We start from the raw sequence: 26,551 nt of genomic DNA, 5'->3' as shown, positions 1-26,551 counted from the left end.
AATCTTTCTAAACTTCTTTAATATTCCGGCTAATAATCCTGATAAAAAATGTCTTCACAATAATTATTGACAAATATAACTAATATTTGTAAACAAATCATTAATTTTTTATGAAATAAACATAAAACCTTTCATTTTATTCTGACAATTTCATTTTTAACTCAAAAATGTATAAACAATTACAATTTATATTAACGATAAACAATCAATAAACCACCAGTATTAATATAATATTAACTTTATGATGATAAACTGCGTATTTTTACAACAAAAAAAACGTAAAAACACTTTTTTTCCAAAAAAGAAGAAAAATTTACTAAATTACATACACACACTGCAGAATACACAGATCCTTCTTAAATCTGTACAGTTAATTGCACGCCGCAGGTGTAGGCTCAGGCCATCGCTTCTTTCCCCTCAAATTGCTTCGCGCCCCGCATCTCCATATGTACTTTATACGTAAACGGTACGCGCTGATTCTTTTCCAAGCGCATATACCCTTCTACTTCCACAACCCGCTGCCGAGCACGCATGCCTACAAGCTTGTCGCTGTCGCAACGAAATCCCACGGAACGCACAGGAAGAGGTTCGTATATATCTTGCACTTCAAAGGAAAGCTGATTTGCTATATGCACCTGAAGGTTTGTCCCCGGTAAATGGATGCCTGCGATGACGACCTCACGAAGCCTTCTATCCGTCGCTTCCATCTGAAACAAAAAGGTTCCCGTGGTGGTATTACCTTCTTTGTCGTCACCCTTCTTTATCACACGCATACGCAGACTTGCAAATTGCTGCAAACGTTTACTGAGCATGAGCTGTTGGATAAAGGAAAATGCAGCAAAAGAGAGGATGCCACTGCCTAGGATAAAAACGGTATTCATCAATTTACGTATTCATTACTTATTTTACTTCGCTTAGTTTGCATTTACTGCTATTTTTATTTTTACTGTATATCGGTTTCGCACTATTGTAGCGATTCCTTTACAAACATCGCAAAAATGAGTTAATGTTATCACATCTAGACAGGGGACAAAAGGGGGACAATGCATCAAATCACTGTTTATAAGTATCTTACAAAAGACACTACCCAAAAATTATTTCCGCTCCAGCACATCGGCATCTTGATAAATATCGACGTCTAGTTTCTTCTTCAGCCGTTGTTTTGCTTTTTTGACCCCGTCGACGGATATCCCCAGGATATCCCCCATGCTCCGGTTACTGAGCTCTAACTTCTGCAAGGCGATGATCCGCAGGTCGTTTTCCGTTAGCTGCGGATGCTGCCGCTTTAGCTCGGCCAGATACCCGTGATGCACCCGATCAAAGATGGCTTTGAATTTGAGCCAGCGCGTGTCTGTCATCAGATGCGAATCGAGCAGATTCTCCAATGATTCGGAGAAGTTATTGTCTTTTTCCGTACTGTTTTCCTCTTTTAACTTCTGTATAACAAGATCATTGATGCGGAGGGTATTGGTAAATTCATCTAACGAACTGCGAAGCACTGCAATCTCTTCCCCCATTTGCTGCCTTTCTAACGTTTCTTCCATACGCTTCTTTTCTAAAAGGAGGGTTCTCGTTCGCAGCCGCTGGCGATACCGCCCGATAAGAAGTCCACCGATAACGGTCATCAAGAAAAGGATGAAAAGGCCCACACGCAAATAAATCTGATTTCGCCTCTTCAGATCGGCCACAGCAGCCAGGGCATTTTGATCACGCTCCTGCTTCCAGCGCCAGTAGCTCCGCTGCAGATGTTCGGCATCTTCCCGCTTTGCAATCGCCTCCTGCAGCCTAACGACACGGTTGAGCTGCGCCAACTCCACTTCCCAATCGCCTTCGTACTGGGCTATCTTAGCCAACAACTTAGATACCTTGAGCTTATAAACCAAAAAATAGGGCTTTTCTTCTATGTAGGGAATAGCTTGCTGTACTGCATCCTTGGCCTGCACATACCGATTTTCATTGACATACATCTCCGAAAGATTGATCAGCGCACGCATGGCATCCAGGTGTTCGCCGTATTGTATCGAATAGGCGATATTCTGTTTAAGATCGGTAATTGCTTCTTCGACTTCGCCATTCTGGTATTTCATATCGGCCAGGTTGCCCAGCACGATTCCGACCCATACGGTATCTTTTGCCTGCCGGGCCACTTCAAGGGCCTTGGAAAAATAACCCACAGCCTCCTCTGGTTTATTATCCCGTTTCAGATAAACGGCCATCGCATTGTACATCTCGGCTTCCTGCCGACTGGATGCGGACGTAAATTGTAACCCCCGCTCCACAGCGGCAACGGCCCTCTTATGATCGCCAATGTAGCTGAAAAACCGGGCGAGGTAATCCATATGCCTCACGAGCTGCGGCACCTGCCTCAGATCGGACTCATCTAACAGCGTCGACGCATACATGAAATAGGGAATGGCTTCTGAGATCTTACGGTACGTAAACAGATAGTACCCATTGCGGATATTGGTAACCAATAACAGCGCGGGCCGGTTGATTTCTGCTGCAAGGGCCTGTGCTTCTTGAAAAAATGCGTCGCTCCGATCATTCACGCCGTCATGCGCAATGGAATACCCATCCGCCATACGGAGGTAGTAGGCCCACAGCAAGAGCGCATCGTTTTCTTCTTCAGCTTGCCGGCATAATGTGCCAACCTGCTGCTCCAGCGCAGCTGTATCCTTGCCATAATCGATCGGTGTCTCAAGGGCAGTTTGCACGGCCTGTAGATCCAGATCCCCAGACGGCGTAGAGCAACTCACACTCCATATTATACTGCAGTAGATCAATACACGGTTCAACAATCTTAAAGGCATGTTATTCATAGGTAACAAGTTGCAAATGTACGACATTCATACGTTCAAAAATGGTGATATATATCATTATTTTCGCACAAAGTTGACGGCCAAGGTAACACGAATCGACCTCTTCAGCAATACCCCTTTCGGGGTATTTTTTAATACGTTAACACTTCGATCTCGGTACGCCGGTTAGCCTGATGGGCCTCTTCGCTACAGGCCATACCATCGACACAGTGGTTCACCGGTTTGGTCTCACCATAGCCTTTGGCCCGCATCCGCCCTCGCGCGATACCACTTTGCACGAGGTAATCTACAGCCGCCTGTGCCCGTCGTTGCGAGAGCAGTGCATTGTACGCTGCCGTACCCCGGCTATCGGTATGGCTCGAAAGTTCAATGGACAGACTGGGATTACTCCGCAGGGTGGACACCAATTGATCGAGCACCAACGCCGCGTCGGGCCGGATCGCATACTTATCAAAATCATAGTAGATGTCTTCGAGCACAAACCGCTCGCCTACCGTCGAAATGGGCTGCAACATTAAGTGCAGGTACAACGTCGTGTCGCGGGCGGGATCTACAGCCGCAACAGGTGCGGTATCCAGATGGTACCCTTTCTGCTCTCCCTTTACAACGTAAGCGGTATTTTTCTCCAGGGTGAACTTCACCCTGCCTTGCGCGTCGGTCGTCGTCTGGGCGTGGACCCGATCCTGCTTATCGAGAAGCACGACAGCCGTACCCGGCAGGGCCGCCCCGCTTTTTTTATCCTGCGCCGATACGTCCAGCCAGATATGGACCTGCGGCTTACGGTAACTAAACTGATAGATATCATCGGATCCCATTCCACCAATCCGGTTGGACGAAAGAAAACCCTTGCTACCTGTTGCATCATCTGCCTCCAGCATAAAGCCAAAATCATCCGCTGATGAATTGAGGGGGAAACCAAGATTTACAGGCTTGCTGAAGCTGGCCCGCTGACCTACGGCCCGGAATAGGTCTAATCCGCCCATACCAACATGCCCGTCGCTGGCGAAAAAGAGGCTATCATTACCATATACGTAGGGAAACAGCTCATCTCCCGGGCTATTGATCTGCGCGCCGGCATTATAGGGCAATCCCCAGCTGCCGTCGGCCCGGCGCTCACAACACCAGATATCGGCACCCCCATGGCCGCCGGGCATATCGGACACAAAATACAGCAGCTGCCCGTCGCGGCTAAATGCAGCATGGCCCACCGAATAGCTATCGACCTTATTGTATGGAAAATCGCGCTCCAGCCATGCCCCGTCTGCCCGATCGTAGATCTTCAGTTCGAGGTGCTGCGTGAGCCAGGTGTTGCCAGCAGACCGGCGTCGTTGTGACGCATTGCCACCGTAAGTGCGCGTTACGTACAGGGCCTCGCCATCTGGTTGTACCGACACCGGTCCGATGTGATAGTCGCCCCGGTTAAAGGGCCCGTGCATGAGGTGGGGGGCCGACCAGTCCCCGTTTGAAGTCTCTTGTGCAGAAAAGAGCCGCAGGTACGGCTTGTCGGTCATACCGGCACGGCGCGACTGCGAAAGATCTTCTTCACTCACGAAGATAAACCCATAATCGTTGGCCTGCAATCCAAAATCGGACGATGCACTGTTCAGCGCGCGGAGGTTGACCAGCTGATGGCCGGTAGGCTGCTTCATCCATACCATGGCCGAATCTACGCCGGCTATGGCTTTCGAGACGGCTGCGTCGGGCCCCCAGTACTGCAGGATATCCCGATACTGGATCTTAGCCTCTTCATGCCGGCCCTGAAGCTTAAGCACCCGGGCAAACTCGTGCCGGGCGGTACGGCCGGCATCCGGCTGCTGGGCAACACGCGTATACCAGTTGAGTGCCCGGTCGTAGCGGTTGATCTGCAACTGGCTTTTGGCCAGCAGTTCCATGTCGGCCGTCTTGGGCTTTCGTACATCGACAAGCGGCTCCAACAGGATGGCGGCCTGGGCATACTCCATCTTGTCATAGCGCAACTGCGCGCGGGATCGCCGGCTGGGCAACTCCTGCGCCTGGATGCTGAACTGATTAAACAGCAACGTGCAGGCAAACAGGAACGTACGGATAGCGGAGGTGTAATCGATATGCTTCATGCGGTATAGATCGCTAAAAATAACGGGGGTTACGGATTCGGTCATGTTTGTGCTGGAATGTAATGCCCATCGTGATTTCGTGGGTTCCCTGCTGTAGGCTACTCATCGTGCCCAGCATATGGTCGTACGAATAGCCGATCCGCAATCGTGAACTCACCTGAAACTGTGCAATACCGGTCAGCGCGCTCTGTCCACTAAGTTTATCGGCCGAAGCCATCTGGTATTCCCTGCGCAGCAGCTTTGCCCGGCTACGCCACCCGCCACCGACCCAAAACCGGTCCTGAAAGATGAAGAGCGCGTTGAGATCGATCGAGGTGGGTCCCTTGAAATCATCCTTAACCAGGATACTGGGACGCAGCTTCAAACCGGGATCCAGCTGGAACAGGATGCCCGCGATGTAATAGGCATGTAGCCTTCGATACAGACTCTGGACGGTATTACCGCTAAACTCCAGAACATCCCGTGCATCCGAACCGGCAAACAGATCCTGAACTGCTGCACCGGCATACCATTTCTGACTACTGTACAATACACCCAGCCGGATATCGGGATGCCAGGTAGCCTGCAATCCGTCGGCAATAGCGCCGTCGCCTTCATCACGGTACCGCAGCTTATCCCCATCGAGGCTGTATTGCGTAATTCCGCCCGCGATGCCAAAGCTGAGGCGGTGGCGGTCGGCGCGATCGAGCTGCACGCGCAAGGCATAATTGGCGTAGAGACTGTTGGCCGACTGCGCGCCAATGGCGTCGGCGACCAGCTGTATGCCCACACCGTGCCGGCGGCTACGTTCATCGAGTACCCCATCGAGCGAGAGGGAGCCTGTTTTGACCCCACCATTCATACCCATCCATTGGCTGCGAAGCGCAAGCTGCCCAAACCACTCCTCTTTGTATCCCGCATAGGCGGGATTAACACTGATGGAGTTGAATACATACTGTGTAAACTGAATATTCTGCTGTGCAAACAGCTGCTGCAAACAGGCGAGCAGTATGATGATAACCAGATATAATGTCCTTAATTTATAACTTACCATTTCCGTTTTTAGTATTTTTTAATGATTACCCAACCGGTATACCGTTGTATCTGCCCGTCTTTAATAAGTTCGAGTATATAGAAATAGGTACCATTGCTCAATGCCGAACCTCCCCAGCGGTTGTCGTAGTTTTCATTGCGGTATACATCATTACCCCATCGGTTGGTAACCACCAACGTCATCCGGTCGTAAGCTTCGTGCCCAATAACCTCGAAATAATCGTTTTTCCCGTCATCATTCGGGGTTACGATATTCGGTATGAACAGTTCCGACGCATCGAGTACGATCGTGGCGATGGCTTCGTCGCAATTAAGGGGATTAAGCACTTCGCAGATGCGGTAGCTATAGGTATACGTACCGGTCTTGGTACCGGCCGCTACAAATAAGGTTCCATCTGCTTCCATTCGGAGTGCAGGATCACTGGCATCACCCGGATGTAGCGTAACATGCTGTAGATCGATTGCACGACCGTCATAGCTATCGTTGTCCAATACGCTGGCCGTACTGGTACCCTCGCGCTGTCCTGTTATGGAAAAATAATCGTCTTCGGCTCTAATGGCCGCTTCGACGGTCAAACACGCTGTAGCTGTAGCACAATTGTCGGGATTCTGCCTTTCGCAGACGGTGTACTGGATGGTATAATCGCCCATTGGCGTATTGGCAGGAACGGTGATCGTACCATCCGCATGTAGGATAAACCTTGCCGGTGCGGCGTCGCTCCACTGCAGGTCAACATCCGAAGCGACAACGGCAACACCTTGGAGCAAATCGTTTTGCAGTACGCTAGCTGTGGTGCCACCTGCGCCACCGTTGATGGTCGCAAAGGCGTCGTCGACGGCCTCAATCGTTTTCCAGGGTAAGGGAGTAATGGTACATGACGGACAGTCAGGATCTCGTGGCCCGTCCGGATCTACCGGATTACCACTACTGGACTCGGCATATACGGGGCGACCTATGGGATCGCTACCCACAGCCTTGGCCAAATTGGCCACATAACCCCGCATCATATCTTCGCGTGTAATAGTATGCTCGGCATAAAAGGTATGCGAGGCGCCTACTTCGAACGCATCGATCTGCCCAACACGGGGTACATCGGCGTTGTCGTCGGTAATGACCACCCCTTGAAGCGTGACATTACCGATATTGCGGATGCGGATCTCGTAACGTATTTTCTCGCCGACGTACCGGTATTTTTGGGTCAGATCGGCCGTCTTAAGGAGGTCCATGGCTCCATCCTGTTGAATGGGGGTAACGGTACACGATGGACAGTCGGGATCGGGATCGGGTGTATCGGGATCGCTGGGATCTAACGGATCGGCATCGCTGGAAACGGCCTCCACTTCCCTGCCGCGGGGATCGATACCGCGCCCTTCGGCAATATTGTATACCGCACCGCGGTCTACATCGGCCTGATCAATGGTGTGACGGGCAAAAAAGGTACGCGTCTGCCCTACGGCAAGGCTGGCTACTGTACCTACAGCGGGCTGATCGGCGTTATCATCCGTAAGGACGACATCGCGCAGACTGACGGTGCCGGTATTGGCAATGGTGATGCGGTACTCAATGACATCGCCTACCACCTTATAGATACGGGTACGATCGGCCCGTTTGAGCAGCGTGAGCTGTGCCAGTTGCTCCATAGGGGTAACGGTACAGTCGGGACAGTTGGTATCGAAAAGGGGATCGGAAGGATCCAGGGGATTGGCGTCTTTGGAATAGCCTTCGATCTGCTGGGCATCCGGATTCCGGCCGCGTGCCACGGCTTGGTTGTACACGGCACCCCGATCGAGATCGGCCTGGGTAACGGTATGCATGGCCGTGAACGACTGGCTCTGCCCCACCGCCAACTGGGCGACGGAACCTACATGGGTCTGATCGGCGTTGGCATCGGTAACGAGGATATAGTCCACCGCGCGGTTGCCGCTATTGGTAACGGTAATGGTGTAGGGAATGACATGACCTACTTGGCTGTATCGTTTACTGCGGTCGCTTACCTTGATAAGCTGCAGCTGGTCGACTTGCTGAATAGGGGTCACCGTGCAATACGGGCAAGCTGGATCGAACAGCGGATGGCTAGCGTCAAGGGGATCGCCATCGTATGATAGCTGCCGCAGTGCTTGCTGGTTAGCATCCTGGCCAATAGCCTGCGCCTGGTTGTATACCACACCGCGGTCAATATCTGCCTGGGTAATCGTATGCACAGCGGTAAACGTACGCGCTTCGCCAACGGCAAGGGTCGTGATATCGGCTACGGCTTGCTGGTCGGCATTGGGATCGCTGAGCTGTAGGTTATGGAGTGTAACGTTGCCAGTATTGGTAAGGGTAAGGGTATAGGTGATGGGCTGACCGACTTGATGGTAGTCGATGGCACGATCAACCGTTTTGCGCAGCGACATGCCGGGAAGCTGCTGCAACGGGGATACGGTACAGTCGAGACAGCCTGGATCGAGCAAGGGATGCAGCGCGCTGAGCGGATCGCCATCACGAGAAAGGCCTTCTGCAAGCGCGTCTTGAGGGGTATACCCTTGGGCTACAGCCTGCTTATAAACAGCACCCCGGTCGAGATCAGCCTGGGTAACGGTATGGGTACTGTTGCGTACCTCGCTTTGGCCCACGGCTAATTGTGCTATTGGTGTACCGATCTCTTGACCGGTAGCTACATCCCGCAACTGGACATCGTGTAGCGTAACGTTACCGTTATTGGTCACGGTGATGGCATATGGAATTACATCGCCTACCTGCTTGTACACCGGTGTACGGTCGGCTGTCTGGACGACGTGGACACGGGCCTGCTGCAGCATGGGGCTGATGGTACAGTCTGGGCAGGCGGGATCGTATAACGGATCGCTGCTGTCCAGCGGTGCGCCATCGACTGACGAAGCGGCTATCTGCGTACCCTTGGGTTCCAAGCCCGTAACGTGGGCCTGGTTGTACACCACGCCGCGATCGAGATCGGCCTGCGTAACGGTATGGGTAGGCATAAAGGTACGGGTCTGTCCCACGGCTAACGTCGCTACCGTACCGACAGTGGTCTGGTCGGCATTGGGATCGCTGAGGATAAGGTTGGACAGGGTGACCTTACCGGTATTGGTAACGGTGAGGGTATACTCGATGACATCCCCTTCTTGGCGATAAATCTTACTGCGGTTGGCTGTCTTACGGACATCTAACTGCACCATGCGCCCAATGGGGGTGATGGTACAGGCCGGACAGCTGGCATCGGCAATGGGTGTATTGGGATCGGCCGGATCGAGCGGTGCGGGATCGGTGGAACTGGCCTGCACGCTCCGGCTTTGCGGATCCAAAGCGGTGACGGCGGCAATATTGTACACCACCCCCCGGTTTACATCGGCTTGGGTGATGCTATGTATGGCTTGAAGGGTTTCCGTCTGCCCGACGGCGAGGTTGGCAAAGGCGCCGACGGCAGGCTGATCGGCATTGGTATCCCGCACATTGACTTGATGTAGGCTGACGTTGCCCGTATTCTTAACGGTGATGGTATAGGTAATCTGCTCGCCTTCTTTGCTATAATACTGGCTCCGGTCGGGTGTCTTGAACACTTCGAGCTGCCGGATCTGCGAGACGGGAACGACGACACAGGCTAAACAGTTGGGATCGATCAGCGGATCGTTGGGCAATAGCGGATCGCTATCTCTGGACAGCGCCTGTATGGCTTTTGCTTTTGGATCTAAGGCGGTGGCCCGAAGTTGCTTGTACACAGCGCCCCGATCGAGATCGGCCTGCGAAAGGAGATGGGTAAGGCTAGCGGTGTAGGTATCGCCCGCTAACAGGGTCGGCACGGCCAGCGGAACGGCTTGTTGCCCCACAGCATCCTGCAATACGACGTCGGTAAGGGTAACGTTACCGCTGTTGGTAAGGGTAACGCTAAAATGCAGTTCGTCGCCCACGGCATCGTAGCTGCTGCTGCGGTTGCCCGACATCCGAAAATCAAGGAGGGCCCGTTGCTGAACGGGGACGACGGTACAGGCCGGACAGGCGGGATCGACATGTGGATCGAGGGGACCAAGCGGATTAGGGTCACTGGAAGTGGCGCTCATGGCTATGCCTTTGGCATCCTTTGCCGTGGCGGAAACACGCTTGTACACGGCACCACGGTCGATATCTTCTTGTGTGATGACCTGGCTAAACGTAACGGTCTCGGTGAGGCCCACCGAAAGCTGCGGAAAGGCCGTAGCAGATACGCCATCTGCTGTACCCAGATCGAGCCTTACATCGGTGAGGGTAACGTTACCGGTATTTTGAACGGTAAGGGTGTAGCTAACCTTCTCTCCTACTTGCGTAAAGACTTTGCTGCGATCGCCCCGCAACAGCAGCTCGACGGCGCCGCGCTGTACGGTGGTGATAATGGTACAGCCCGTACAAAAGGGGTCGGGATCACTGCCCGGGTCGGGATCGGTCGAACTGGCCCGCACCGTTTGCCCTTTGGTATCTTTGCCCTGTGCCATCGCCTGGTTGTATATGATACCTGCGTCCATGTCGCCCTGCGTAATGGTATGGGCAGCCCGAAACGTGCGCACCTGACCGACGCCAAGCTGCGGTATGGTACCCACCTGTGCCTGATCGGCATTGGCATCTAATAAATTAATATCGAATAGCGTCACGGTACCGGTATTGGTAACGGTGATGCTGTACTCCACGACCTCGCCGGCATGGGTATAGACCTGGTCTCGATCGGTACGCTTGACCACCCGCATCGCGGCCTGCTGGATGACGGGAACAATGGTGCAATCGACGCAAATGGGATCGACCGGAATACCGGGGGGCGGTGCGGCAGGATCGTCTTTGGAAGTGGCCTGTAGATCGCGTCCCTGCAGGTCTTTGGCCAATGCACGCGCCAGTACGTATACGGCACCCCGATCGACATCGGCCTGCGTAAGGGTGTGCCAGGTGGTAAAGGATATCTCTTGGCCCACAGCAAGTGTGGGGGTGCTGCCAATGGCGACGACATCGGTCTGCTGACCGGTAACACCGACCTGGTACAGGCTGACATTGCCGGTATTGCGCAGCACCAGGCTGTACTGAACCACTTCGCCTACGGCACGGTATGTGGCGCTGCGATCGGTGGTTAACCGCAGCTGCAGCGCAGGGCGCTGCAGGCTTGCTACAACGGTACAGCCGGTACAGCCGGGATCGTAGTACGGATGAGACGGACCTACGGGGTCGACATCCACGGAACGCCCGCTGATTTCAATGCCCTTGGCATCCTTCGCCCGGATAAGGGTCTGTTGGTAGGTGACACCTCGGTCGATATCAGCCTGCGTAACGGTATAGGTCGCCGAAATGGTTTTACGCTCGCCAACGGCCAATTGGGCCAGGCCAAGCAGCGACCCCTCACTGGTGCGCAAGCCGGATCCCCGAACATCGTATAAGGTAATGTTGCCGGTATTGGTTACCGATATGGTATAAGCTATCACCTGGCCAGCCTGCTGAACGGCGTTGCTGCGATCGGTGGTATGGACAACGGCAAGCCCAGGGCTGCGCTGCATACGCGTTACGGTGCAATCGAGGCATGCGGGATCGCGTAGCGGATCGCTGGGGGCCAGGGGACTGCCATCCCGCGACAGCGCGGTGACGCCCGTGCCTTTTTGGTCTTGCCCCTGCGCCGTCGCCTGGTTGTAAACGGCGCCACGATCCAGATCTGCCTGGGTAACGGTATGGGTCGCGGTAAACTGCCGCGATGCGCCAACCGCCAGTGTAGGGACGGTACCGACAGCAGGCTGATCAGCCCCCGGGTCGGATAGGACGACATCATGCAGGGTAACATTGCCGCTATTGGTGAGCCGGATCGTGTACGGTATCTTGTCGCCCACCGTGGCATAGGCCTTACTGCGGTCGCTGGTCTTCACCAGATCCAACTGCCGCTGCTGTACCAGTGGTACGACGGTACAGGTCGGACAACGAGGATCGACCGGCGGTGTACCGGGCTGGGCGGGATCAAGCGGGCCGGGGTCGATAGACAGCACGCTCAACAGCGTGCCTCCAGCATCACGGGCCTGCGCAGTGGCCTGCCCGTATACCGCTCCGTGGTCTATATCTTCCTGGGTAAGGGTGTATACGGATATAAAGGTACGCCTATCGCCTACGGGAAAGGTTGCGATGTTGCCTACGATAGCGACATCGGCCTTGCTGTCGGTAAGTTGTACGTTATAAAGTGGGACGGTGCCCGTATTGGTTATGCTAATGGTATATTCAATGACTTGGCCGGGCTTATTATAGCTAGTGGCGCGGTTGGTCGACTTGGTAAGCTGTACTGCAGGATTGGCGACAGGTGCTGCCGCCGCCGTACCAATGGACAGGATAGCCAAAAGGAATGCAACAAGCCACCCCATGCCATATGAAGGGCGCCTATACGGCGATATATACTGGCTTTCGTACTTCATCTTTCAAGGTGCTTTTAAAGTCATGTTCAACTCCTTACCGTGGCGAAGGGTTATCAAGTCTTCACCACGGACCTGGGGAAAAGGAGCACGGCAGTATATCAGGCTGCCTGATAGGTTATTGGTTAAGGTGTAGGAAAAACTATTCATGAGGCTAGGCTATACTAAAAAGGGCTTCGTTCTGAAGCGGACTGTGCTTAAAATAACCGGACACATCCTCCTTCTTGACGTAATGGGCCAGTGCGCTGACGTGGCGCTGCTGCCGTACATCGGTACCTACGAGATCAATCATTCCTTTATTTAATAGGTACTCGGCAACTTTTTGCTCCCGCTGCCCGTAATAGCCGTAGAGGGAAAGGATATTAAGCTGCAACAAGCAGCCCAGATCTTTGAACCGCTTGATACGCTCCGGCGATTGCTGGTAAAAGACATACCGCTCGGGGTGGGCCAAAATAGGTGTATAGCCTAATTCGTGCAGCCGATGGATATTCTGCTCGATTCGCAGGCTTTCTTCAAGGTAAGACATTTCAATGAGCACATGACTGCCGGGAAGACAGATGAGGGGATTTCCGGCACTGACCAACAGGGCTTCGAAATCGGCATCGACCATGTACTCGGCGGCACAGGCCAGACGAACGCCATGACCTTGAAGGCTTGGCTGCAATTCTTGAAAAGCCTGCGCAATGCTGGCTTGATCATTGGGATAGAGCCGCTTAAACACATGTGGGGTCGCGTAAAACTGGTCGATCCCCAAACGGAGCAATGCATCCATCATGGACAGGCTCTCACCTGGAGAACTACTTCCATCGTCGAGACCGGGCAACAGATGGGAATGCATATCGACTCTGATCCAACTGAGATCGGTGTGACGTCGCTTGCGACTAAAAATACTAAACATACAATGTCATCCGTTAATGATAATTTGTCTACCTCGAACGAATCGATGACGCTACCTTCCCGGCCGAAGGTCTCGCCTTGCACATCAACACCACCCGACATCACACCTTGCTGGAGGACGACGGAAGAACCTGATTTGATTTTCACGAGTAGATTAACTGCTAACAAAGTTAAGCGGTGAACACCGGATAAACCCCACCCCGATGGGTAGTTTTGACATTTGTTACCGGCTCTAGACTCCAACAAAACCAGATGCACAAGAGCAGAAAACACGCCCTGATCCAGATGACCTGATTGACGCTTCTTAACAGGAAGGTGTGCTGTAATTGATTGGACAAAACGGTAATACCCCGGATGCCCTGCAAAAAGATCTGTAGGGAATGCGCGATGGGACATACCTGGGACGCGGGTAACCCGGTATCGTGAAGCCAGGGCAAACGATATGGGACCAAATGTGGCGCAGATGACGGCTGGTGGGACCAACTGCAAACATCTCCTTGTAGTGTGTAGATTAAGTTGGTGCAAAAGTAGCGCATTCTGAGCTTCCCTTTCCCACCCATTCGGGTAGTTTTTCATTTTAACCGTATGCGAAGGAATTATTATTTTTTTGCTAAAGCACTTTTTTTAGTTTTTGATTGCCTATATTTAGCTGTGGCACGGTAATCGCATAGGTTAACGTGACAAAAAGGGGGAATTTAGATGCTATAACCTAATTGTGTGCGCTATGAAAAACTTGTTTCGTTATTTTTCGGTTTTATGTATTGCGGGATCCTGTCTAACAGTGACTGCGCAACAGTCGGCTCGGGTACATGTGGTTTTGCACCGCGTACAAAACTTAACGGTAAACCCGACACAGCAGACTACAACACTGACCTATAAGACATTAGATGACTACCAGAACGGCGTAGAGGTACTGCAAAAGGAACATCTAAATGTATTTAGCACCACGGGGTATGTGGTAAAGGTACGTCTCGGTGCCCCACGCTACCATCAGCTGATCGCTGGAAATGAAGAACAGGTCGATATGCCGGCCATACGGATAAGTGCGCAGTCTGTCGCCGCACAACCGCTAACGGAATTCACGCCGCAGTTTGCGGGAGCTACGAATGAAACAATTATTTCCAATCGCTCGGCATCGATGACTGAAGTGTTTGATGTACGCTACCAAGGACCAGGCAATAACGTAATGTCGCGTTTTGTACAGGGAGCGGAGGTAACGGAGTTATCCAATACAGTAGTGTACAGCATTGAGGCACGCTAACAGGATCCCTCCTATCCTGGAAATAGCTACACCTTCGTTACACGTGGAAGACCTGGCTTAAATTTTTAATGCCAGGCAACTGGACACGCAGGAAAACAGCAAGTTAGGTAATAAACCACGGAAAGTCCCTCGGAGAAAGGCGTTACGGGCAGGCGAAATCTACATCTTTTGTAACAAGAATATGCACATAACAAAAATTATGAAAAAATTTTGACAAACTATTTGGAATTATGTAGCGAAAAATCTACATTTGGATTGTAGTTAAGTTAAGAACACAAATTTAGTTAGCAAAGTGGTAAGATCGATTCAAAGAAACGCCTCCCAGCGCGTTTAAACATCGATTCTAACATTACCATTTTTTTTTCGAGTCAGTCAATTGGCTCGGACTTGTCTTGTTTTATCCTATTTTTATACTTTTTTGTCCCATTTTTATACTTCTAAATGCAATTTACGCATGTACTTTTGTGCCGTTCTGTTAGAGAACACAAATAGTTAATAACAACTTAATCTTAACAACATACTACAATGAAAAAAATCGCGCTCTTAATCGCAACAGTATTTGCAACTGCAATCGGTGCTCAAGCACAACAAGGTCAACCTTCTACAACAACACCGGTAACCGAAAATCCAACAAACGTAAAGTTGAACGTCATTTTACACCCGACGTTATCTGTAGAACTTGCTAACTACGGTAATTCAGGAACACTGGGTCATTTAGAGGAAGCAGATGCGGTAAACTTAGTCTACAAGACTGCTGCGGATTATACCAATGGGGTATCTAAAACAATTACAAATCACTTAAAAGCAACTTCAATCGGTTCTGGATTCAAAATCAATGCTTCAGCATCTTTAGATCACTTAGCGAGAACAGCTGGTGCAGGTGTTGCAACGATGGACGGAACGAAAGTAACGGTTAAAGTTGGCGGCGGCGCGGCTAAAGTGATCCGTGATCTAGGCCAAAGCGCTCAAGATATGGGCTATGTAGTAGGTAACAATAACAGCACAGCATCTACTGTAGGTGAGTTTATCGATGTGACGTATGCAGCAGGTTCATTATCTTCTGCAGATGTACAAAACTACCTTGGTGCAAACGGTAACGCGGCTCGCTACACGGTTAACGTGGTTTATACCATCACTGCTCCGTAATTTTAATACCTGTAATACATCTGGTAAAAAAAGCAGGTATTTTTCAATACTTGCTTTTTTTTACATTATCTAATATCTAAGGTTCCAATGAAATTTCTCCTTTCTTCGCTTGCTTTTCTTTCCTGTTGCTTGACAGCATGGGCGCAAACCAGTTTAACGGTAGGCCCACCGCGGGTTTATTTTGTGGCGGATGCCGGTGTAGGTCAAAGCCAGACCGTGGACGTGACCAACCCCAGTAAAGATTATACCCTGGAACTGGCTGTCTCCCTGGAGGACTGGAAATATTCGCTGTATGGGGACAACCTCTTGCACCCTCCGGGCACACTGCCCACAAGCTGCAGCAGCTGGCTTTCGGTTTCGGAACCCTTCTTTTCTTTGGGTCCTGGCGAAACGAAGCAACTGAATCTGAACATGCAGGTGCCGCCGCACATCCAATTCAACGACTCGGTACCGGTGCATACAGCGATGCTCTTCGTGACACAGCTGAACCCGAAACAGGGACTGGATAAGGATGGTGCGAATATCCGCATTGCGCTGCGCTCGGGAATAAAGATCTACCACCGCTTTACAGCGCGGAACAACGCCGACATAGAGGTAACCAACTTACGTTACCACCAACAGGATAGTGTCGGCAACTTTGTCGAAATAACATACGAAGTGCCAGGAAACATCTGGGTGGACGGAAACTTTATCGTGGAATTTATTAACCAGGAAAATGGTAAAAAGACGAAGCTGGAGCAGCAGGGATTCTACTGCCTGCCGCTGGATAAACGTAAGCACTATATTGAAATCCCAGCGGACCTGGAACCGGGTGACTATATTGCCTCAGTCATCGCGAATTATGGCGAACATGACCGCATAAAAGTGGCTGAACTAGAATTTAAACATGAACATACTACGCTGTAGCATTCTTTTATTGATGGGTCTGTTAGCTGCCGGCAAATCTGCCGTGGCCCAGCTCACCTTTGCGGTGTACAGCCAGAATTATACGGAGGTTACCTCCTACCTAGGCCGTGAGACGGGCGACTACTTCAATAACATGCACATTCAATATCAGGGCACGTCGATCAACTTCCCGCAATGGTCGGTATCGGTACGCTTGCTCAGCCCTATTGTGCCGCGATACGCTACTAACGTAAGTGGAAAATCGTTTCCGGTCGAAAAAATCAGCTTCCGCTTTACGCAGGACGATAATCAGCAGCTCACCCTAGCGAATACAGGGGCGACACGCAATTACGTGATCTTGCCCCCGGCTAATGAGGCCATGCTGATTAAACATGCCAAGGAACCAATTTTCTTGCAGGAAGCGAATAATACCCACCGCCAGTCGACATTGAGCTTTTCGATGAAGATCGAGGGCGGGAAATACCTGGACCAATACAAGAACACCGATATCTACTCGCCCATACAGTACGGGATACCGGTACTCTATACCTTGTACGACCGTAATGGTAATGTATTGGGCGCGCACCGCGTGGACTATACCTTACAGATCGGCAATAACCTGACGGATGGTAACCTAATCGATGTGGAACCGAATTACAGCCTCAGCATCGGCGCGGAAGCGAGCAACGCATCGCTTGTGTTTAACACGCTTCGCGATTACGAGGAAGGCGTAACGGCCACGTACCAGGATGCCGTAAAGGTCAACGCATTGACGGGCTACGAATTGCAGGTGAAAGCGCTGGGCAATGAATTGACGTCGGAACACGGCGATCCGCTGAACTTAGCTATTTTGACGGTAAGCTTGAGCCCGGGATCGAAAACGAAGATTGTACGTAGCTTACCATCGGTCAAATTATCAAACATAGACCAAGTTGTCTTGGAGGGTGACGGTGCAGGCGATAAATCAGCGCAATTTTTCAACTTAAACTATCGCGCGAAATTTACGCGTGAGCAGTTAAAACAAGTAAAATCTGGCGCTTATCATATTTCGCTGCGTTACCTCCTCATGCCCAAATAACACCCTGTGCAAACTCTTTCTAAATCTTTTTTTGTAGCGTTGCTGTTTGGGATTCTGCTCGGACTGCTCCCGTACACCCTGAGGGCACAGCATGCCGGATTACGGATGCAGGTGGCCGATTCGCTAACGGTACAGGAAGGTGTGGTGAGTCTGGATATTCAACTGGGGCAATTGGACAGCTTGGCGGAATTTAAAGGCCACTTGCTGCTTACTGTACCCTCGGGAATGCAGGCGCTGCAAGGCGACCGTATCGCCATTGACCTGCCTGCGGGCAAAAGACGCTTCCTCTCGCTCAAATTTCGGGTGTCTGCGATTGGCCGGTTAAAAGGCCAGTCGATCGGCATAAAGGTGGCGGATCAACAAGGTACCGTGACGGGCAACCGCCGGATCGGGCTCTTGGTCGCGGAGCGGCGCTCGGTCGTACTACAGGACCAATCTGCCACAACATATTTCAAATCTACGGGCGATTCGATCGCCCTGCAAATTGCGGTCATCAATAACGGTACAACTGATGAGCCGGTACGACTCGTCTTTACCTCACCCAACCGCACCGGCAATCGCGAATTTAACGTGGTATCGATGCTGCTGAAGGCAAGTGCGGATTCGGTGATCCAATTCCGCATTCCCGTGGAACGCTACATGTTGGAACTGCCCCAGTATACGGTTAACGTAGCAGGCCTCTACGAGTCGAGTGAGGTATTTGGAAACCTCTCCATCTTGACGGGAAACCTGACCTCTTCCCGGAACTTCCAACGGATCTTTGATCAGAACCTGGTGGGTAATGTATACTCCCGAAACTACATCGAAGGCATGGTGAGCAACCTTTTGATGGAACAGCAGATGTACTACCTTCGGTCGCGGGGTGAATATGCGGCTGCGGATGGGATATTGCGTTATGAAGTGCATATGAACCAGGCCGGCGGCCGGCAGTTTTTACCTAATATCAATAATACGTACCTCGCATACGAAGGGAACGGCTGGGGTACTACGCTCGGCAATATTCAGGAAAATACGGAGGTCTCCATATTTGGCCGCGGTATCAAGGTGTATACCTTGGACTCGCTCTCCCGCGCTACTGCTACGGTGGGCGTCGTCGAAAAGTCTGCGGATCTATTGGGTGCTTACAACCTTGGGAGCCCGGGTTATACCGCCTATGGCCAGCTCACACTGGGACGGGATATAGATGAGCTCAAAAGCTACGATGGATTGCTATACTACGACTTATCCCGCTACGATAGCACGCAAAGTCTCTTGTTTACAAACCAGTTTGGCCTGCTGCCGGAACGCCTGCAGGAAAAGATTCGGCTGGATGGCTTCGTGGGTGCTGGCGTACAGACTTATTATGGTCATGAACATGGTACAACAGACAGCATACAGCCTTCTGGCGCACTGGGAATACGGCTGGTCGGCCAGCAGGATAAGTGGAGCTATAGCAGCGATAATTTCTACAGTACCCCGTACTATACGGGCAATCGCCGCGGATCGATACAGGTGCAGCAACGTGTGAGCCGACGCTATAAGAACTATCAGCTGGGCGCCAGCTATATTTTTAACAAATTCGCCCCCCAATATATAAGCAGCCGCATGGCTCCTTTTGAAAATGAGATTTCAAAAGCGGATATATTTGTATCTGCGCCGCTGTCGGCTTTCGTGAATGTGAGCTTACAGCCGAGCTACTCGACGGAAAAGGGCAGCGTTTTCTTGGGTTCGGAAAATGCACGCATCACAAAACGCGGCTGGGAGCTTGCGACAACGGCCACGCTGCGATCGCCGAACTTTAAACATAGCTTATTTACGCAGTTCCAGATGGGGCTGATCCAGATCTCCGACAGGATACCGAACCAATTCGCATTCCGGTCTAATCTCACGTACACGTACAAACGGTTGAACCTATACGGTTCGTATCAACACGGCGCCTTCCAGGTTTACGAACTCTACAACAGCCTGTTGTTTAATATTCCATTTCGACCGCGCTATGGAATGGGCACGGCATTTAATGGTAAGGCACTACAGGACAAGCTTACCTGGAACGTAAATGTGTCGGCATCGATTTCATCGGATTATGGACATACCTACGCCGGAAATTCAAACTTGAGCTACAAACTGGGTAAGAATACGATGCTGACATCACTCCTGCAATACAACTATACGAAGGCGGTGAGTGGCTTCTCCTATGATTTTGCCAATTTGCAACTGGGCATCCGACAGAATCTTAAAAGTCGTGACTTAACGAAAAAACGCCCCCGCTCGGGTGATCTCGATATATTTTGCTTCTATGATAACAACGGCAATGGCATCTTTGATAAAGGGGATGAAATAGCTGCGGATTATACCTTGCTGGTCGATAATATCGTATTTATTACCAACAAAAAGGGACACGCGCAATTTCGCAAGGTGCCCTACGGCAACTATACGTTATTTTTCCCACCACGCGATAATTATCAGGCGGCATCACAAAAAGTGGTGTTAGCGGAAGGCAATCTGCAGGTGACGGTTCCGTTACAACAGCTGAGTAAGGTTACCGGTGCCATTGATTTACAGATTGATGCCAACCTGAGCCTTGAAGTGAACCAAAGTCTCCGTGGCTACCGGGTACTGGCCAAGAATGAAGAAGGCGTACTAACAGAAGCCCTTACCGACGAAGCGGGCGAATTCACCTTTCTGCTCCCGGCGGGCAATTACTCTTTCCTGTTGGAAGAAACTTCGCTACCGGAAAACGTTTACCTGACGGAGAATCTGCAACTGGCCACTGTACAGATCGGGGAAAACACGCGGATCCCGTCGTTTGAACTGAAGGTTAAAATGAAGAAGGTGGAAATTAAACGCTTCGGAACGAAGTAAACAGGCAGGCGGCTTAGCTGGCGACGTGCTCCTCGGGGGCCGGTACAGCTGATGCCGTGGCACGCTCCCGGAAAGCACGCGGTGTGATGCCGGTATGCCGCTTGAACAAGGCACTAAAATTATTATTTTCTTCGAATCCGAGTGTATACGCAATTTGCTTGACCGACATAGTCGTAAGCACCAGGTACTCGGTCGCTATACGCATGAGCTCGCGGTGGATGAGCTCCTTGGGTGTGCAGCCATAGGTGATTTTGGTGGCCTGTGCAAGCGCTTTGGCCGGAACCCCCAACTTTAGGCAGTAGTAGGATACGTTTTTGTGCTCGCGCACGTGATTCTTAATGAACGACAGGTAACGGTGTGCTGTCTCGTGGGCCGATTGCAATGGCCGACCGACCGTGATGCCTTGCGGTTTATCGGTTCGCACCATCAGCGTTAATACGATCTGCTCGATGACGTTGTGCACCAAAAGGGTGTTGACTGGATTTTCCTCGGGACCGATATGGTGCAACAGCGTAAATATAAGCTGCGCGAGATACGCACTCTCAAGTTGGCTGACTGCAAAGGATAAACGGCCGGCTTCTTGATGAAGAAAGGCCAGTTCTAAGGGGTCGCTAATGTGCACGGCATCGAAAAAAACATGGTACACTTGGGCATCTTCCGCTAAGCGGTCTACCTCCTGCCCCCTGTGCAAACTGATCTGGCCTTCGCCACGGCGGAGCGTGCCCTGTTCACGGAACGATATGATAAAATCATATGTGCTACACGCAGCCATGGTGTCGGTACTTATTTTTCCTCTGACGATTTGAATACGCTTCATTCGATTATACACTAATACACTGTCTTTCAGCCCGAAAGTTACAGATATTAGTGTTGCAGTCCACGTCAAATTTTCTATTTTGTAGCCGATTCACTACAAAAGGTGGAAAAAATATTATTTGTACTTCAGAATCAGCTCGGCACGGCTATTGACCTGCAGCTTGGCGTAGATATTACGCACGTGATACTTCACCGTATCGACCGAGATAAATAGATCCTGGGCGACCTGCTTGGTAGAGGCGCCGCGCTGCAGCAAGGTAACAATTTCGATCTCCCGGGGAGTAAGCTGCTCGGTACGGGTACTTTCTGCCTTATCAAGTGCGGGATGAAAGTGCTCGAATACGAGACGGGCGACCTGTGGACTCATGACGGAGCCTCCCCGCATCACCTCCAACATACGGTCTTCCAACTCGAATAGGGGTGTGCTCTTGAGCAGGTAACCGGAAGCACCGGCACATAAGGCCTGAAACAGGTTGTCACGGTCTTCAAAGACTGTAAACATAATGACCTGTACGCTGCTAGCGCGCTTCTTAATATACCAGGTGATTTCAATTCCGGATTTTCCGGGAAGACCTATATCGCAAAGGACAATATCAAGCTGCTGCTGTTGCCACACGTCTACGAGATCTTCCATGGAATTGGCGGTAAATACCAGCTCAAAATGGTCGGAACTGCTGAAAAAATTGGCCAGTGAGTCTAACACGGGCTGACGGTCTTCAATAATGGCTATGCGGTGCTTCATTTTTTAGTATTGGGTATTGGGTATTAAGTATTGGGTATTGAGTATTGGGTATTGGGTATTAAGTATTGGGTATTGGGTATTGGGTATTGGGTATTGGGTATTGGGTATTGAGTATTAAGCATCTGCGTATCTGCGAATCTGCTTATTTGCCTATCTGCCTATCTGCGAGTTTACGTATCCGCCTATTCGCGATAAAGGGTCGGTATACGCCACTGCTGAAGAACCATAGACTAAAGAGCATGAAGAACAGACTGACCCACACGATCTGACTGATATCACGTAAGATAAAGGATCCCTGCAATTGATTAAAAAGAACATTTAAGACCATACTTCCCTGTAACACATAATGCAAGGAATATGCGATCGAGAAATGTACGACGAGTCGCACACGCTCGGCTGGTACACGACTTTCATTGGCCTCGAAGAGGTAGATCAGTCGCCATTGGGCCATGACATAGATAAAGGCCAGTACAAACTTGATGACGTAATGCCACTTCTGATCAATGTACCCGTAGCTGTGTTTAAACCCCATCTGCATATCGGTGACGACGTGCTGCAACAGTGCATTTTTTTCTTCGAGGCTGGCGAAGGCGTAAGGGAGGATATCAATGAGCCCCCCTACGGCGGGCAGCAGGTGCAGATACCAGTAGCGCGAGATCTTGGTGCCGGGATACAACTTCAATAAGGTATAAAAGTAGGCACAGGGTGCCACAAGGTAATAAAAGGGTATACCTTTGTTGTAAAAATGGGGCATATGCACAATTTTCCCGGAAACGATCATCGCATAGATAAAGATATGCCAAACCATAATAGCGACAGCAAAGCAGAGCAGCTGCTCGGCGCGTTCCCGGCGCGCCTGCTTATCGAACAGGCGTACGACTATACCGGAAATGCAGAGTAGCGTCCCGGCTATACAGGTATAAAGGCCAAACAAAAATGTGGTATCCATAAGTTATATTTTGTACGCTTTAAAAAAGTTTGATAATAATCTATTTTTAATCGGAACGGTTACGTTGACCTGAAAACCCGCTGGACTGGCTTCGGATATCATATCGCCGCCAATCTGCTGCACGCGTGTCTTCATATTGCGCAGCCCGTGTCCCTGCCGGCCGACTACCGGGTCGATCGCTGCACGTTCGTTAGATGTATTGTGTATTTGCATGGTAATACGGTGCGGCAGTACCTGTAACTTGATGTATACGCTACATGCGCCACCATGTTTACAAATATTATGCAGGGCTTCTTTGTAGATGAGGTAAAGATTCTGCCTGACGCTCTGCGGCATGGGCCGCTCGTGCTGGTGATCCATATCAAAGGTAAGGGGTAATCCCAACGGCTCGATCATCTGTCCGGCCAGGTACTTCATCCGGTCGCCGAGACTTCCTTTTTTGTTGTTGCGTGTGTCGATGGCCCATATGATGTCGTCCATCATCTGTATGGCCTCCCGGCTGTAATTACTGATGGATTCGATCGATTTGCCTTTCTGCGCGTAGCGCTCGATCCGAAGGAGGTCGGCTTGCATGGAAATGCCCGTTAGTAAGCCTCCAACCTCATCATGCAGATCACGCGATATCTGTCTGCGTAGGCTCTTCTCCCATTTAACCTTGCGCGTACGCGCATAGAGTCCAAAACTGGTGATCCCACCGATAAACAGGAGCAGCAAAGCGTAAAAGGCCTGCGTTTCTACGAAGACAGGTTGTTTGTGCAGCACCCAATTGCGCACGGTTTCTATTTCTTGGTTGCCTGATCGCAGCATCACCGATACCTGGTACTCTCCTGTCGGCATCCCCGTTAGGTTGATCTGTCCAGACGGTGGCATTTCCTGATAGCTATCCATCAGCGGTTGGACCTGGTAGTAGATGGTGTAGGCCCGTCGGTATTGGTCCAAATTGGCAAAGTCCATCGAAAACCAGACTGCATCTGCAGAAATCTGGATGGTATCCCTGAGCTCCTGGGCCGCATAGCTTTGCGAATATCGGTTGGAACGCTTACCGATATGAATACCCACCAGCACCGGCGCGGGCACATAAAGCTGATTGACCGAGGTTAATAGGGACGAGGGGTCAAATGCGATGTATCCGCCTGTACCCCCCATAAAAAGCCGATCGGCATCCTTATCGTAATACATTGCCTGATGGTTGAATTCTTCGAATGGGAGCCCATCGCTATGGTAATAACTGTACACTTTCCCGCGCTGGGTGCGTACCGATAGACCTTCGTGCGTACCCATAAAGAGCGCCCCATCTACCCAGCTCATCTGGTACACGGTTTGGCTCGCTAAACCACTTTTCTGGTCGACGGGCTTCGCCCGATCGTATTTGTCGACTATAATAAGACCACGCCCCTTGGTGCCAAGATAGGTATCCTCACCCTGATGTAGGTGTGCGTATATATGCAGTTTAGAATCGTCTACAGGGTAAACTTTTTGCAGCTGCCCTGTTCGCCATAGGTAGTATCCGTTTTCAGTGGTAAATGATAAGGCGTTGTCTTTCTGTCCTATCGACAGGATCTTCATACCTTTGCTAAAGAATCCGATCGTGGGATCCGAAAGGGGAGACACTGTACCCGATGCCACAGCATAATTCCAGATGCCATTGGAGGTACCAACCAAGAGGTTGTCGGCATCCCGCGCTACTATACAAAACGCCATCGGAGAGAATTCCTTTCGCCAACCTGTCGGTACAACAAGGGGTGCCTTTGCGACCTTGCCGCGGACAAGGAAGCCGAGGAATCCGCCTTCTAACGCGATACAGGTGGTATCGGCATTCCGCTCGAGAAAGGCATAATAATTATTTTCCGGTGCTTCGGTATAGGCGCGCCGATCGCCCTGAAGTGTCATGAGGTCTAAATGGCCGTATCCTCCAAAATAGTACTTATTGTGCTGCCGGATCATACCCCTCGAGCTACCGCTTTTTATATAGTCAAAAATGATCTTGGCCCGGAATACGCTATACAGGCCGTCATCTGTCGCTAGCAGCCATTCGTCTCCGGCTTTTTGCCAACCGTTTACATTTTTGTAAAGCACATCTTCTTCTAAACGATGCCGCCCCTCGGTTAATAGCTCGAATGCGGTATCTCTGCTGTATTCGAAATAGCGCCCATTTTTACAGAATATTTTCACACGATCTTTCTCGATAAAAGACCAATGGCTCCAGTTCGTGAAATCATCGGTGGCACCGCCGTGTAAATCAGCGCGCCTGATATGCTTTCCGTCGCAAATATAATAGCCGTATCTGTAGTTGCGGATCAGCAGCCCTCCTTTAATAGGGAGTAGATCTTCGACATGGTCAAACACCTCGGGCGGAAGGGCTTGAAGGCGTCGTTTGTAGCGATGTAAATCCATGCTGTAGAGCTTGCCGTTGAACGCCAGCCACACCTGATCTTGATCGGCAACAAAGAGACGGCCCACCGTCTTTCTTCCTCTGCCGCCTTGGGGGTCAAAATAAAACAGGAAGGTTCTGTGCTTTTGATAAACTTGCCAAACCATCCCCGTTTCGGTGGCTACAAAAAATGCGTCTCCCCGATTGAACAGCCCTACAATCCCAAGGCCTTTTAGTCCTTTAACGTAAGAAGCGTCTTCAACAAATGACCAGCTGCGTGTATCGAACACGAGCAGGCCGTTCCGAGTATGGAGCCAGAGTCGGCCCCACGGATCTGCGGCCATGGATTGCACTTCAGCATAGGGCACCGATCGCTCATAAAGCTTGGCAAAGGGTACGACATTGACGCCGTCGTACCGGTAGAGCTGACCGCCGGACAGCAACCAGATCAAACCAGACTGGTCTTTGACGGCAGCAGAGATCATCAGGTGGGATTTGTCGACTCCTGTTAATACCTGTGCATAACGATAGGGCGAAGCCTCGACCGAAAGAGGTAGTAACCACAGCAAAAACCACAGCAAAACCGGCAAAGGTGGTGTATTGGCAAACGACTTGGTTTGTTTCATTAATTGCAAAAAGCGTTATCTTAATGATGAATTTAAGGTGTGTAAAGTACTAAAAGTAAAAATCTATGTTAATTTCCGTCCGGCTAACGGGAAGCCAAACTTAAATAAACTTTTGTTTATATGCAATAAAAATGAGTTGTATATCTATGTTGCTTTTTTTGAAACTTCCCCTTTCATTACCTCTCCACTGGCCGTGGCAAGACTTCTCCTTTCTCCTTGACGAGAAAGGAGCAAAGAGTCAAGACTTGGTCAATGTTACGCTAAAAGCTTTTGGATTTACTAAACAGCTCTTAGACGTTTCACTTCGTAGATCTGTTCTTAACGCAAATCCAAAAGCTCTCTTAACGCTACATCGACCTAGGTCGTCCTTTTAACTTGTACTGTAGTTTAAAAACAATACAAAGCACTTTCCTTACATACCCGACAAATGTCGCTAGAGTTGCATCAGCCCCTAATCCCCGCACTCGGCCCTGATGCCTGCTTACGCAGTAGCCATTTGCCAATAATAGATGGATGCGCTAGCTACTGTGGCAAATAAAAAATATACCTGAACATACTGCAAAAGCACTGTTTTAGGATCAGTTTCAAAACCTGTG

Annotated in this window: 17 protein-coding genes; 6 read left to right on the top strand and 11 right to left on the bottom strand. The window is 50.6% G+C overall.

Features of this window, described 5'->3' with window-relative positions; translation table 11 throughout:
- Positions 1–395 precede the first annotated feature (395 nt).
- From C4F40_RS00085 to C4F40_RS00055, 7 genes are all read right to left on the bottom strand, one after another.
- On the bottom strand, positions 396–881 hold the full coding sequence (locus C4F40_RS00085; protein ID WP_196937333.1) for a hypothetical protein: 486 nt from the start codon (positions 879–881) through the stop codon (positions 396–398).
- Between the two features lie 213 nt (positions 882–1,094).
- Positions 1,095–2,846 (bottom strand): tetratricopeptide repeat protein, encoded by a 1,752-nt coding sequence (locus tag C4F40_RS00080; RefSeq protein ID WP_196937332.1) that lies wholly within the window; start codon positions 2,844–2,846, stop codon positions 1,095–1,097.
- Positions 2,847–2,950: 104 nt separating this feature from the next.
- Entirely contained in the window at positions 2,951–4,912 is a 1,962-nt protein-coding gene (locus tag C4F40_RS00075; protein WP_196937331.1) for an OmpA family protein, read from the bottom strand.
- 13 nt (positions 4,913–4,925) lie between these two features.
- Positions 4,926–5,945: a PorP/SprF family type IX secretion system membrane protein gene (locus C4F40_RS00070; RefSeq protein WP_196937330.1), complete on the bottom strand. Its 1,020-nt coding sequence runs from the start codon at positions 5,943–5,945 to the stop codon at positions 4,926–4,928.
- A gap of 8 nt (positions 5,946–5,953) precedes the next feature.
- Positions 5,954–12,346 (bottom strand): DUF7507 domain-containing protein, encoded by a 6,393-nt coding sequence (locus C4F40_RS00065; RefSeq protein ID WP_196937329.1) that lies wholly within the window; start codon positions 12,344–12,346, stop codon positions 5,954–5,956.
- Between the two features lie 151 nt (positions 12,347–12,497).
- On the bottom strand, positions 12,498–13,181 hold the full coding sequence (locus C4F40_RS00060; RefSeq protein ID WP_231389870.1) for a tyrosine-protein phosphatase: 684 nt from the start codon (positions 13,179–13,181) through the stop codon (positions 12,498–12,500).
- On the bottom strand, positions 13,115–13,636 hold the full coding sequence (locus tag C4F40_RS00055; protein WP_196937327.1) for a hypothetical protein: 522 nt from the start codon (positions 13,634–13,636) through the stop codon (positions 13,115–13,117). Before C4F40_RS00055 ends, C4F40_RS00060 begins: the two co-directional genes overlap by 67 nt.
- Positions 13,637–13,964: 328 nt before the next feature.
- Between C4F40_RS00055 and C4F40_RS00050 the strand changes: the two genes are divergently transcribed.
- From C4F40_RS00050 to C4F40_RS00030, 5 genes are all read left to right on the top strand, one after another.
- Positions 13,965–14,501, top strand: coding sequence for a hypothetical protein (locus C4F40_RS00050; protein ID WP_196937326.1), 537 nt, complete (start codon positions 13,965–13,967; stop codon positions 14,499–14,501).
- Between the two features lie 525 nt (positions 14,502–15,026).
- Positions 15,027–15,647: a hypothetical protein gene (locus C4F40_RS00045; protein ID WP_196937325.1), complete on the top strand. Its 621-nt coding sequence runs from the start codon at positions 15,027–15,029 to the stop codon at positions 15,645–15,647.
- An 87-nt stretch (positions 15,648–15,734) separates the two neighbouring features.
- Positions 15,735–16,553 (top strand): fimbrial biogenesis chaperone, encoded by an 819-nt coding sequence (locus C4F40_RS00040; RefSeq protein ID WP_196937324.1) that lies wholly within the window; start codon positions 15,735–15,737, stop codon positions 16,551–16,553.
- A complete protein-coding gene (locus C4F40_RS00035; protein WP_196937323.1) occupies positions 16,534–17,610 on the top strand; it encodes a hypothetical protein in 1,077 nt (358 codons plus the stop codon). The genes C4F40_RS00040 and C4F40_RS00035 overlap by 20 nt, the downstream gene beginning before the upstream one ends.
- A gap of 369 nt (positions 17,611–17,979) precedes the next feature.
- Complete coding sequence (locus C4F40_RS00030) at positions 17,980–20,451, top strand: MSCRAMM family protein (protein WP_196937322.1); 2,472 nt, start codon at positions 17,980–17,982, stop codon at positions 20,449–20,451.
- Between the two features lie 13 nt (positions 20,452–20,464).
- On the opposite strand, the gene C4F40_RS00025 is transcribed toward C4F40_RS00030, so the two are convergent.
- The 3 genes from C4F40_RS00025 to C4F40_RS00015 all read right to left on the bottom strand — a co-directional run bounded on the left by C4F40_RS00025 (position 20,465) and on the right by C4F40_RS00015 (position 22,763).
- Positions 20,465–21,268: a helix-turn-helix domain-containing protein gene (locus C4F40_RS00025; RefSeq protein WP_196937321.1), complete on the bottom strand. Its 804-nt coding sequence runs from the start codon at positions 21,266–21,268 to the stop codon at positions 20,465–20,467.
- A 114-nt stretch (positions 21,269–21,382) separates the two neighbouring features.
- Positions 21,383–22,009 (bottom strand): response regulator, encoded by a 627-nt coding sequence (locus C4F40_RS00020; protein ID WP_196937320.1) that lies wholly within the window; start codon positions 22,007–22,009, stop codon positions 21,383–21,385.
- A gap of 142 nt (positions 22,010–22,151) precedes the next feature.
- Positions 22,152–22,763: a hypothetical protein gene (locus C4F40_RS00015; protein WP_196937319.1), complete on the bottom strand. Its 612-nt coding sequence runs from the start codon at positions 22,761–22,763 to the stop codon at positions 22,152–22,154.
- Here C4F40_RS00015 and C4F40_RS00010 point away from each other — a divergent pair, their 5' ends adjacent.
- Entirely contained in the window at positions 22,764–22,910 is a 147-nt protein-coding gene (locus C4F40_RS00010; RefSeq protein ID WP_196937318.1) for a hypothetical protein, read from the top strand.
- 51 nt (positions 22,911–22,961) lie between these two features.
- Here C4F40_RS00010 and C4F40_RS00005 read toward each other — a convergent pair whose 3' ends face one another.
- Complete coding sequence (locus tag C4F40_RS00005; RefSeq protein ID WP_196937317.1) at positions 22,962–25,781, bottom strand: sensor histidine kinase; 2,820 nt, start codon at positions 25,779–25,781, stop codon at positions 22,962–22,964.
- Positions 25,782–26,551 lie beyond the last annotated feature (770 nt).

It is taken from the genome of Sphingobacterium pedocola (assembly GCF_015209965.1).
GTDB lineage: Bacteria > Bacteroidota > Bacteroidia > Sphingobacteriales > Sphingobacteriaceae > Sphingobacterium > Sphingobacterium pedocola.
Note: the sequence above shows the minus strand (reverse complement) of the source record. Positions and strands in the feature narration are given on the sequence as shown.

Excerpts from the sequence above, each read along its gene's own strand:
- C4F40_RS00015 (WP_196937319.1), bottom strand. The coding sequence starts at position 22,763 with ATGCCCCATTTTTACAACAAAGGTATACCCTTTTATTACCTTGTGGCA.
- C4F40_RS00075 (WP_196937331.1), bottom strand. The coding sequence starts at position 4,912 with ATGAAGCATATCGATTACACCTCCGCTATCCGTACGTTCCTGTTTGCC.
- C4F40_RS00080 (WP_196937332.1), bottom strand. The coding sequence starts at position 2,846 with ATGTCGTACATTTGCAACTTGTTACCTATGAATAACATGCCTTTAAGA.
- C4F40_RS00020 (WP_196937320.1), bottom strand. The coding sequence starts at position 22,009 with ATGAAGCACCGCATAGCCATTATTGAAGACCGTCAGCCCGTGTTAGAC.
- C4F40_RS00025 (WP_196937321.1), bottom strand. The coding sequence starts at position 21,268 with ATGAAGCGTATTCAAATCGTCAGAGGAAAAATAAGTACCGACACCATG.
- C4F40_RS00035 (WP_196937323.1), top strand. The coding sequence starts at position 16,534 with ATGAACATACTACGCTGTAGCATTCTTTTATTGATGGGTCTGTTAGCT.
- C4F40_RS00050 (WP_196937326.1), top strand. The coding sequence starts at position 13,965 with ATGAAAAACTTGTTTCGTTATTTTTCGGTTTTATGTATTGCGGGATCC.
- C4F40_RS00065 (WP_196937329.1), bottom strand. The coding sequence starts at position 12,346 with ATGAAGTACGAAAGCCAGTATATATCGCCGTATAGGCGCCCTTCATAT.
- C4F40_RS00045 (WP_196937325.1), top strand. The coding sequence starts at position 15,027 with ATGAAAAAAATCGCGCTCTTAATCGCAACAGTATTTGCAACTGCAATC.
- C4F40_RS00085 (WP_196937333.1), bottom strand. The coding sequence starts at position 881 with ATGAATACCGTTTTTATCCTAGGCAGTGGCATCCTCTCTTTTGCTGCA.
- C4F40_RS00070 (WP_196937330.1), bottom strand. The coding sequence starts at position 5,945 with ATGGTAAGTTATAAATTAAGGACATTATATCTGGTTATCATCATACTG.
- C4F40_RS00010 (WP_196937318.1), top strand. The coding sequence starts at position 22,764 with ATGCACAATTTTCCCGGAAACGATCATCGCATAGATAAAGATATGCCA.
- C4F40_RS00055 (WP_196937327.1), bottom strand. The coding sequence starts at position 13,636 with ATGTCCCATCGCGCATTCCCTACAGATCTTTTTGCAGGGCATCCGGGG.
- C4F40_RS00060 (WP_231389870.1), bottom strand. The coding sequence starts at position 13,181 with ATGCATTCCCATCTGTTGCCCGGTCTCGACGATGGAAGTAGTTCTCCA.
- C4F40_RS00040 (WP_196937324.1), top strand. The coding sequence starts at position 15,735 with ATGAAATTTCTCCTTTCTTCGCTTGCTTTTCTTTCCTGTTGCTTGACA.